The following is a 6,777-nucleotide window of genomic DNA, read 5'->3' on the forward strand; positions in this document are numbered from 1 at the left end:
AAGCCCTTGCCTGGACTAGATTTAGTCGATGCGACATTTTTGCGTCGCTCCCACTAGCTAGGAGGAGCCGAATGAAGGGGAACCTTCACGTTCGGTTCTGAATGAGAGTTTGGGATAGTGATATCCCATTCGACTCTAACAAACTCCCACTGTCACAATCGGCGGACATCATTTTTTTGATTTGGTTCAAAGTGGGGAATCCACCGCCGAACGGTTAGGGTTTAAAATAAGCGACGGTAAAAGTGCGAGCAAAAAGAGTGGATCAACCTTGGCTCACAGAATTGTTGACTGTTGTAAATCTAGGAATTACCCTCTAAGAACTGGGACCGGTGAAATCAATATTGTTGCCGTCGAGGGGATGAACGTTAATGGCTCCTTCAATAATGATCAGGCTAACTTGTGGAATGATGAGATCGCTATTCTGGTCTTTGAAAACGGAACACCGAAGCTAAAATGTTGTTACTTGGGAACGACAGAACCTGGTAGAACGGTAACACAAAACCCTTATCGTGGTACAACTGGGGCGGCTAGGTTGGACACGGGACACCATCAAGATTTGTGGCAGGTTGGTCTTCACCGAGGTTATGAAGCTTTAGCCCAAAATTCTAATGCTGCTAGATTAGTTCGCGATCGTAATAAGAATTATTCTCGGGATGATAAAGTCACCGTCGAAACTGGCAGAGGCATTAACCTACACACTACAAAGACCACTGGATGGCGTGGTAGTGCAGGGGGGGGACTATCGAAAATTGGTCTGCCGGCTGTGTCGTGATTAAAAGCCCCTCACAATTCCTGAATCTAATGAAAATTGTTAAGTCCGGCCCTCAGTATAAAGCTAATAAATCTGACAAGTTTGACTTTATTTTGCTGTGGTCTAGATGGCTCGAAAAAGCTTAATTTAACTGGGGATTGTAGCTATTGATCGCCAATCTTGTGCCAACAAAAAATCGATACACAAACTATTACCCTTTCGTTTTCAAACTTGATTGAGGGATAGAATGTCAGAAAAATTGACAGAACTTAACAATAATTGCCAAAATAATTGTTAACTCTTACTTTAAGCAACCAGATATGAAAAAAATCTTGAGCGCATTCGTCATTCTAATCTGGGCATTTTTAATCGGGCTTGGGTTAGCAATACCACCAGTCTTGGCTGCAGAGTTAGCTTCTGATGTACCCAATAATGCACAGGTCTATATTATTAGTCCGGCCACCGGAGATATTGTCTCAGAAACTTTTAAAGTCAAGTTTGGACTGAAGGGAATGGGAATTGCACCGGCTGGTATTGAAAAGCCAAACACAGGACATCATCATCTGTTGGTCGATCTTCAAGAATTACCCGATTTTACTGTGTATCTACCAGCTACAGACCATATTCGGCATTTTGGGGGCGGACAAACTGAAACGACTCTTACTTTGCCCCCAGGGAAACACCAGTTACAACTATTGCTCGCAAATTACGCTCATGTTCCTCACGAGCCTCCTATTATTTCCGAGCCAATTACTGTAACAGTTCGGTAGAAAATAGGAAGTTAATGATCAATGACACGAGAGGGAAATCATACGATTAAAGTGATTGTGAAAAGACTCATTGCAAACTCTTGGGCTACCAAAAGTATATAAGCATTTCACTTGAACCAATGAGGGATAACGGGTCGAGCGCAGAGCATCCGTTATCCCTCATTGGTTTAAATGAAATCCGATTGCTATAGTCCCGTAGGGATGAGTATATAACCTTTCAGTTAAGTAAGAAAAAATTTTGTTGAAGAATCGTGATACCTATGTTAATCTGGGCAAAATTTATTATCTATTTTTGAAAAAATAAAAGGTTTCCTATGTCGATAAAACTGAATAAACTAGGGTTCACTACTATGGCTATGTTTGCCTTAATGAGTCTGCTAGGCAGTCGCTCAGTCAAAGCCGCCTCTTTTACCTTCTCGTATTTGTTTGAATCTGGAGCTTTACTTTCAGGCTCAATAGAGGGAGAAATTCAGTCTGATAGCAACACAATAACAGAGCTATCAAACATCAGTGCTACTTTAACTGACGATATTGAGGGTGATCAAACTTGGTCTAGTGATATTTTTAGTTCAGATTCTCTCAGCGAACCAACAATTTCACTCGATGGAACAATCATGGATTGGGGTGCAGGAAGCGATGAAGGAGGTGCCTTTTTCCTTCGTAATGGCATTATTACAAGCATTGGGGTTCTTCCATTTGGTGCGGCAGCTGGTGGTAGTGTAGATGCGTCTTTTAACGTTTTAAATTGGTCAATTCAGGCACAAGACGAGGTTCCGATTGAGAATCCCACTGAGAATAGGGCTGAGAACCCCATTACTGTTCCAGAACCTGTTTCGATTTTGGGTATTCTTCTGTTTGGAGGATTAAACTTAGCACTTAAACTTAAATCATAGGCTAAGCACCACGAGGCTTTAGGCTCTAGGCTTTAAAGCCTCGTCGATAACTTTAGTGATGAACAACAAAGTGCAGAGTTTGAACGAAGAAAAAACCCTTATGTTTCCGATAATGAACATGGAAACATAAGGGTTAGGTGTCGGTATATGGAGAAATGATTAGTTGAATACTATGGTATAATTTAGTTGAATATAAGGTGATTTAATGAAAAAAGTTTCCAAACAAATTAAACCGAAAAGTACCGATATTACCGATAGTAATGATAATAGTAATCCTGAAGATGAGCTATTATTTAGACAAACTAATAATTTAAAAAGATACTCATCAACCTATGATGAAATCAGGGAAGAAATTTGCTCAGACAGTTTCCAAGATTTCAATGATGAATACGGTTGGGACAAACTCAGTGACCTAGTTTATGAACAAGACGATCTGACTGAGGATTACGTGGATTCTTTGGTAATGTTCGATTGAAAAAATTCTATCATTAGTTGAGTTGAAGGGGAACAAGTGAGTTAAAATATAAGGATAATCAAAGACTAACCCACCAAATGTCCTCACCAAACTATCATTATATTCTGAGAGGAACAATTAAAGAAGAAGAGGAAAGATTATACCTAGAACTTCCTGACAAAACTAAGTTTAAAGTCAAGAAAATATTAGCTGATTATCCTACTGAAGAATGTAGTTACTTCACCACACTAAATATGACTGCTGAAGGAAAAATCATGTCGGTTAACTTGGAAGAAATCTCTGAGGAACCCACAGAATCAGCCATGAGAATGACGGGGACAGTAACAGTTGTAGGGAAAAAGATGGCCTTTGCCCAAATCAAAGTCAGTCGTCCTCCTCTAAAAACTCTCAAAATTAGCGTTCACCCTGCTCATCAAAATATGAGGACAGGACAAAAATGGTCAGTTATAGCAGTCCGCCAAGAGGATGTTTTGGTGATGACACAGTGCCAAACAATGGAAAGTGAACCTTCGGGGAAACGTCAATAGGGATACATCGAAATTCCTCCGTTTAGCCTGGTGGACTGTGAGATTTTAGCTTTCTCCAGCATGACCGCACAGAATTTACGACGAGCATCATCCATGCCATCCATTTTCTCTGATTTGACTTGGAAAAATTGCCGAATTAGGGGATGTAACTTATATTCTGTTTCCCCAACTTTTTCCAGTAAATGACGTTTGATTAGATGACTATCTCTCTCCGTTTCTAATTGCTCAATTTGTTCCTCTGATTGTTCTAACCATTCTTCTAAATTTTCCTCGAATCCATCCACCGTTTGACCATCTTGTTTCAATTGTTCAGAAATGTCTTCTAAATAGTTCTGATATTTATCATTATCATCTCGAAGGTCATTCCAAGCTTCTATTGTGGATTCATCGGTATTAACATAACATTGTTGAACCCATGACCATTCAAAGGAAACAGGGGCAAATAAACTTAAAAAACATCCTAAACTTTTGATCTCAGTGTCTAAATCTTCCCAGGTTAACTCAAAAGCAGAAGCTACTCCTAATTGTCCTGTCATGTCTGATTGACCTTCTTTTAATAATGGAGCAGCCTCTAACTTTTTCTTCTCTAATCGTCTCTGTAACTTTTTTATACTTAAACTAGAATGTTCTTTCAAATGTCGTGCGACTAATTCTAAGCCTAATGGTAAATATCCCAACCACTCACACAATGCCTTTGCTCCTTCTAAATCCTCATCAATACGCTTATCATCCTCTCCCAGTATTGACCGTAGAAGTTGTAATGAGTCATTCTCCGATAGGACATTTAGGTTAAGGGGACGAATATTAGACCCTGGTTTAACACGACTTGTCATCACCACCTTGAACTGAGGCTGTGATGGAGGTAAATAGTCATTGATAGCCTTGTAATCATCTATATCATCGAAGACTATCAATGTGTTTTCTTGACCCCAATTACTCCAACAGTAACCAAGCTGTACCATCAATTCTTGGTCATCAGGTGGAGTCAAACCTAAATAAGCCCTTCCATAGTTAACAATTTGAGTTCCTATATCAGCCCCTCTTACTTGTAACCAACAAATACCACCGGTGTATTCTTCTTGATACTGCAAAGCATATTGCACGGCTAACTCAGTCTTCCCAATGCCTCCCATCCCTGACACGGCACAGATAGCTGCTTTGTTCTCCTGCTGTAATAACTCATGGAGTTCTTTTAGTTTGTCATCTCGTCCTATGAAGTGGGAGGAACCTTGTTTGTTTAGGTTTGATGGGATGGATTTTGAGGGACTCTTCGATTTCCTACTTGTCGCAGAACCTATGTCGTTACTTTGTTCATCTGCCTGATTCCCACGCTGATACTCAATGGATTCAACTAATTTATCAAACCCGTTCGGTTTCCAGTAGTCTAACCACTGAAGCTCCCTGAGATTCAACCCATAATCTGAGGCTCTAAGTTCTGGGATATCACAATCATCCAATTTGAGGGGGATAAGGTAGATAGTCTGAGGGGGAAACTCTGCCAACCTCTGCATAGCCATCTTAAACTGAGCTTGAAAATATCCTTGTTGTTTAATAGATGTTGAGGATAGACAAGCCAAGAAAAAATCACTATTTCCCAAGGCTTTTATCATTGCGTCTTTGCGCTTCAAACCGGCCATGATATCTTCTTCCCACCACGGGTTGTATCCTGCTTCAACTAACTTGTTATACAGTTCTCTGACCATTTCTTTATCCTCGTTAGCATGGGCGAGAAATATCTGTGGTGGATTCTGTGGCATCAGTCATCCCCATCCTATTCAGGTTTAACCAATGCTTCTACCGCAGCCATTCTCTCTTCTAACAGAGACATCCGCACTGCCATTGGCACATCCGAAGCACTATCGAGGTATTGCGCCAAGGCACTTAGCACCACCTCTGACTTAGAGACGTTCAGCGTAGCAGCGTGTTCTTTGAGCTTTTCATGGAGAAGAGTCGGGACTTTTACTCCTACTTGATGTGTGGTTGCCATTGTCACTACATAGAGACGTTTACTCCATGATATCTAAGGTTGAACGAAAAAGGCTATAATTAGACTTGTACCTAACTATGTACAAATCCCATGAGTATAAACATAGTCAACTTTAGCGAAGCCAGACAAAACTTTAAATCCCTACTCGATACAGTAGCCAATGACAAAAACTGTACGGTCATTGTTAGGAGAGATGCAGAGGATGCTGTTGTCATGTCCAAAAGTTATTATGACAGTCTCATGGAAACAGTTTATCTCTTAAAATCTCCTGCTAATGCCCAACATTTAGAAGAAGCGATCGCAGAATACAAAGCAGGTAAAACAGAAGAACATGATCTAATCGATGCGTAAACTAGCTTGGGGTAGTAAAGCATGGAAAGACTATCTTTATTGGCAATCACAAGACAAGAAGACCTTAAAAAGAATCAATCGATTAATCCAAGAGACTTTATCCAACCCCTTTGAAGGAATCGGAAAACCTGAACCTTTGAGAGAAAATTTATCAGGTTTTTGGTCTCGTCGTATTGATGAAACCAATCGTCTTGTTTATGCCGTTGATGATGATTATTTGACCATTATTTCCTGTCGGTATCATTATCTTGAATAAGGGCGATCTGCTTTGCCACGGCTTAGCCCGAACATCGGTCAGTCTCAGTAGATCGCTGTGATTTCAGATAACCAAGGAATTCAAGGATTTGCTCATCGCTAAGTCTTAGTCGCGATCGCACTTCGTATTGTTCAACGAGATAGCGTTCCCCACGATCGCAGTTCCAACCAAGCCGAGTCATCTCAGAGTTAATCTCAGCCACCACATTGTCCCATTCAAGAATCTCAGTTACCTCATTTTCAGATTCATGTTCAGAGTCTAAAGACTGATGGTTAACTTCTGTATCTTGCATTATGTCTAGGTTACAGGAATCAGGTTCAGTTGTAGTTACCTTCTCAGAAGAAGTAGCATTTTTTTCTGAGGGAATTTCCCCACCATTATCCTCACTGAGTAATTCTACTCCCCTCTCTTTTTCCTCCTCTAAATTTTGAGTATGTTCAGAAAAGAGGTAACTAGAATTAGGGTCATCATCTGAAACGTTGGTATAATCAGTGGTTTCAGAGTTACCTTTCTCTGAGTCGTTACCTTCAACATCTTGGTAACTTGTAACTGAACCATCCTCAGACGTGGTGACAGAATCGCCACCATCAGTCGGTGAAACAGGATTAGGTGTGGGGACATTACCACCACCGCCACCGCCGCCACCGCCATCGGGAGGACTATCGTCACGCCACGATGAGATAAAGTCTTTGACCAAGTTGAGGGGAATTAGTGGGACTTTAGCTAATTTCAAGCCCAAATGTAGCCAAAACTAGCTTTATATCTAG

Annotated in this window: 10 protein-coding genes; 7 read left to right on the forward strand and 3 right to left on the reverse strand. The window is 40.7% G+C overall.

All coding sequences use genetic code 11. From position 1 onward, the window contains the following. Positions 1–181 precede the first annotated feature (181 nt). The 5 genes from P9B04_RS11685 (at position 182) to P9B04_RS11705 (ending at position 3,416) form a co-directional block, all read left to right on the forward strand. Positions 182–772: a hypothetical protein gene (locus tag P9B04_RS11685; RefSeq protein ID WP_342055163.1), complete on the forward strand. Its 591-nt coding sequence runs from the start codon at positions 182–184 to the stop codon at positions 770–772. Positions 773–1,071: 299 nt separating this feature from the next. After that, positions 1,072–1,521 (forward strand): DUF4399 domain-containing protein, encoded by a 450-nt coding sequence (locus P9B04_RS11690; RefSeq protein WP_342055164.1) that lies wholly within the window; start codon positions 1,072–1,074, stop codon positions 1,519–1,521. A 314-nt stretch (positions 1,522–1,835) separates the two neighbouring features. After that, positions 1,836–2,414 (forward strand): hypothetical protein, encoded by a 579-nt coding sequence (locus tag P9B04_RS11695; protein ID WP_342055165.1) that lies wholly within the window; start codon positions 1,836–1,838, stop codon positions 2,412–2,414. 205 nt (positions 2,415–2,619) lie between these two features. Further along, positions 2,620–2,889 (forward strand): hypothetical protein, encoded by a 270-nt coding sequence (locus P9B04_RS11700; protein ID WP_342055166.1) that lies wholly within the window; start codon positions 2,620–2,622, stop codon positions 2,887–2,889. Positions 2,890–2,966: 77 nt separating this feature from the next. Next, positions 2,967–3,416 (forward strand): hypothetical protein, encoded by a 450-nt coding sequence (locus P9B04_RS11705; protein WP_342055167.1) that lies wholly within the window; start codon positions 2,967–2,969, stop codon positions 3,414–3,416. On the opposite strand, the gene P9B04_RS11710 is transcribed toward P9B04_RS11705, so the two are convergent. Both P9B04_RS11710 and P9B04_RS11715 read right to left on the reverse strand, forming a co-directional pair. Further along, entirely contained in the window at positions 3,410–5,173 is a 1,764-nt protein-coding gene (locus P9B04_RS11710) for a tetratricopeptide repeat protein (RefSeq protein WP_342055168.1), read from the reverse strand. The two genes, P9B04_RS11705 and P9B04_RS11710, sit on opposite strands and share 7 nt — an antisense overlap. Positions 5,174–5,187: 14 nt before the next feature. Then, positions 5,188–5,403 (reverse strand): CopG family transcriptional regulator, encoded by a 216-nt coding sequence (locus tag P9B04_RS11715; RefSeq protein ID WP_342055169.1) that lies wholly within the window; start codon positions 5,401–5,403, stop codon positions 5,188–5,190. Between the two features lie 90 nt (positions 5,404–5,493). Here P9B04_RS11715 and P9B04_RS11720 point away from each other — a divergent pair, with 90 nt between their 5' ends. Both P9B04_RS11720 and P9B04_RS11725 read left to right on the forward strand, forming a co-directional pair. Next, positions 5,494–5,754, forward strand: a complete 261-nt coding sequence (locus tag P9B04_RS11720) for a type II toxin-antitoxin system Phd/YefM family antitoxin (RefSeq protein WP_342055170.1) — start codon at positions 5,494–5,496, stop codon at positions 5,752–5,754. Further along, positions 5,747–6,010 carry a Txe/YoeB family addiction module toxin gene (locus P9B04_RS11725; protein WP_342055171.1) on the forward strand — a complete coding sequence of 88 codons (264 nt, stop codon included), beginning with the start codon at positions 5,747–5,749 and terminating at the stop codon, positions 6,008–6,010. The genes P9B04_RS11720 and P9B04_RS11725 overlap by 8 nt, the downstream gene beginning before the upstream one ends. A 22-nt stretch (positions 6,011–6,032) precedes the next feature. Here P9B04_RS11725 and P9B04_RS11730 read toward each other — a convergent pair whose 3' ends face one another. After that, positions 6,033–6,743 carry a hypothetical protein gene (locus P9B04_RS11730; RefSeq protein WP_342055172.1) on the reverse strand — a complete coding sequence of 237 codons (711 nt, stop codon included), beginning with the start codon at positions 6,741–6,743 and terminating at the stop codon, positions 6,033–6,035. Between the last annotated feature and the right edge of the window lie 34 nt (positions 6,744–6,777).

Origin of the sequence: Crocosphaera sp. Alani8, assembly GCF_038442745.1 — a bacterium.
Lineage (GTDB): Bacteria > Cyanobacteriota > Cyanobacteriia > Cyanobacteriales > Microcystaceae > Crocosphaera.